The following is a 2,062-nucleotide window of genomic DNA, read 5'->3' on the forward strand; positions in this document are numbered from 1 at the left end:
GACCGTGTCACGGAATCACCGGATCATTTTCCGGTTTGAAGATGGCCACGCTTTTGATGTGGATTTAGTAGACTATCATTGAGGAGAGAATATTATGGCGATGAAAAACCCTGTCCATCCGGGCAAGATCATTAAACATTCCATTGAGGCTTCGGGCCTCAGTGTGACCGAGGCTGCGGAACGGCTTGGCGTGACGCGGCAGACCCTCTCGCGGGTGACAAATGAAAAAACCTCACTCTCGCCGGAAATGGCGGTCAGGGTGTCTAAAGCATTTGGCTCAAGCGTGGAACATTGGATGCGGATGCAAATGGCTTTTGATCTGGCCAATATCGAAAAGACGGCCAAGACGATCAAAGTGAAGCGCTTTCCGGAAGTCGAGCCCTTGCCCGTGTAAGGGTAGCACGCCAACTACTAAAAAATGTGGGAACAATATCAATGAGTTAGTGTGATAATGTTATTTATGGGAAATACGAGTAGGTTTAATTATCGCGCCATCAGGTAACGTCGAGGGAGTTCATAGGGCACAATCTGTTCACAGACCTGATCTAACTGCACCACACGAAATTTTGGCTCACGCAAGGATAAAACAGAATCCGGCCCAAGCTCCCGGTACAATTGCACTCCTATGCTTTCCCATCTTTTTTCCTCGGAATAGTGCTCGCTCTCGACTTTCATAGTTGCAGCCAGAATTTGAAGACCTTTTTCGGGCCATCCAATCCATAGCGTGACGGGATTGGGTGGATCAATGCGTGGCACCCAGACTTCCAGCCCGTTACCCGAAAGAATAGGAAGCGCCTGTCGAAACGCCTTCGTTCCTTCTGGCCAGAGCACCCCGCAGCGGATGGCCTTATACTCGTCAACAGAGAAATCCGGGGTATCACGGGCAAAAAACGTGATGTGAACCGTGACATTGTCTAAGGGTGTCTGAGCTTCAACCTTAAACATTGACATGGCGGGAAAGTCCCAGCCTTTCAACAAAAACGGCAAATCGTCATGGTAGCCTACCATGTGGAGTTCCAACGCCTTTGATTTAGCCTCTTCGGCCAAGGCTGCAAGCGGTATCCCAAACGTGACGAGTAGCACCCCAATCCATTTCATCATTGCCCCCTTGTGGAAAACCCAACGCCTTTGCCTTGGCGTTTCCCTCGATCCGTTTCATACTTTCTGCATGGATATTACTGCGTCATTTTATCGGGCGGTTAAAGTTCCGCCGCGCCGATACGGGGATAAATTTTTCACCCCGAAATTTCGCCCACGGGTTCGAAGCAAGCGCCGCTATAAAATTCCCAAGCCCAAATGGATGAAATAACCCCGACACACGCTAATAACTCGGCTTTTCGGTCGTGACAGCAATCCGTACCATCCCATTTTTAAGAGAATGGTTCTTTCCTTCAACCATGAGGTGGTCTTCTCCCAGCTCAATTTCCAAGCCGCCGACGTATAAGGACCGACTTTTTTCTTTCAACACGTCGCCCATGACTTGGATGATATCCACCTCTAAGGTTTCGGTCGTGTCATGTTCGTGGTTCTTGAAACTGATCGAAAGCGTCAAATCATCACACCACTCAAACCAGCGTTCGAAATCAATTTCGTCTCCCTTCCAAAAATCAATATCAATCAGTTCCCATGCTTCGACCGTCCGAATGGAGTAATCGAGCACCCGGTCAACAATCTTCGACAACGGGACCGGATACAAAAAGGAATGGTTTTTGGCAATCGCACATACCCGCGTTAATTCCATGGTCGTCAGGGAAATTAAGGAAGAGCTATCCTGTCCGTTTACTTGAGGCGTCGAGACCTTAGCCATGATTTCCCTTTTCCTTTATTAATCCTTGACGATCCGCCATTCCTCCTTTAGAGAGGGAGTTTATCGAAAAAATTATTGTATTGAACCTCACTGAGTATGACATGACATCGGACCCCTCTTCCTTATCCCCCAGCCTTTCGGTGCCATGGGTGCGCGTGATGCTGGTCCAAGAAACGGAAGGACCCTATCATCCCCCCATTGCCCACAGTCAGGATGTCGCTCGGTTATGTGCGGACATGCTCCGCCTCGACCGGG

3 protein-coding genes are annotated in these 2,062 nt (G+C 49.2%); 1 reads left to right on the plus strand and 2 read right to left on the minus strand.

What is annotated here, in order from left to right; translation table 11 throughout:
- The first annotated feature begins 94 nt into the window (after positions 1 to 94).
- Entirely contained in the window at positions 95 to 394 is a 300-nt protein-coding gene (locus ACTRXD_RS00025; RefSeq protein WP_442429841.1) for a HigA family addiction module antitoxin, read from the plus strand.
- Positions 395 to 483: 89 nt separating this feature from the next.
- On the opposite strand, the gene ACTRXD_RS00030 is transcribed toward ACTRXD_RS00025, so the two are convergent.
- Both ACTRXD_RS00030 and ACTRXD_RS00035 read right to left on the minus strand, forming a co-directional pair.
- A complete protein-coding gene (locus ACTRXD_RS00030; RefSeq protein WP_442429842.1) occupies positions 484 to 1,101 on the minus strand; it encodes a hypothetical protein in 618 nt (205 codons plus the stop codon).
- A gap of 220 nt (positions 1,102 to 1,321) precedes the next feature.
- Positions 1,322 to 1,807, minus strand: coding sequence for a hypothetical protein (locus ACTRXD_RS00035; protein WP_442429843.1), 486 nt, complete (start codon positions 1,805 to 1,807; stop codon positions 1,322 to 1,324).
- Between the last annotated feature and the right edge of the window lie 255 nt (positions 1,808 to 2,062).

The sequence above is a fragment of the Nitrospira sp. T9 genome (assembly GCF_052156535.1).
Taxonomy (GTDB): Bacteria; Nitrospirota; Nitrospiria; order Nitrospirales; family UBA8639; genus Nitrospira_E.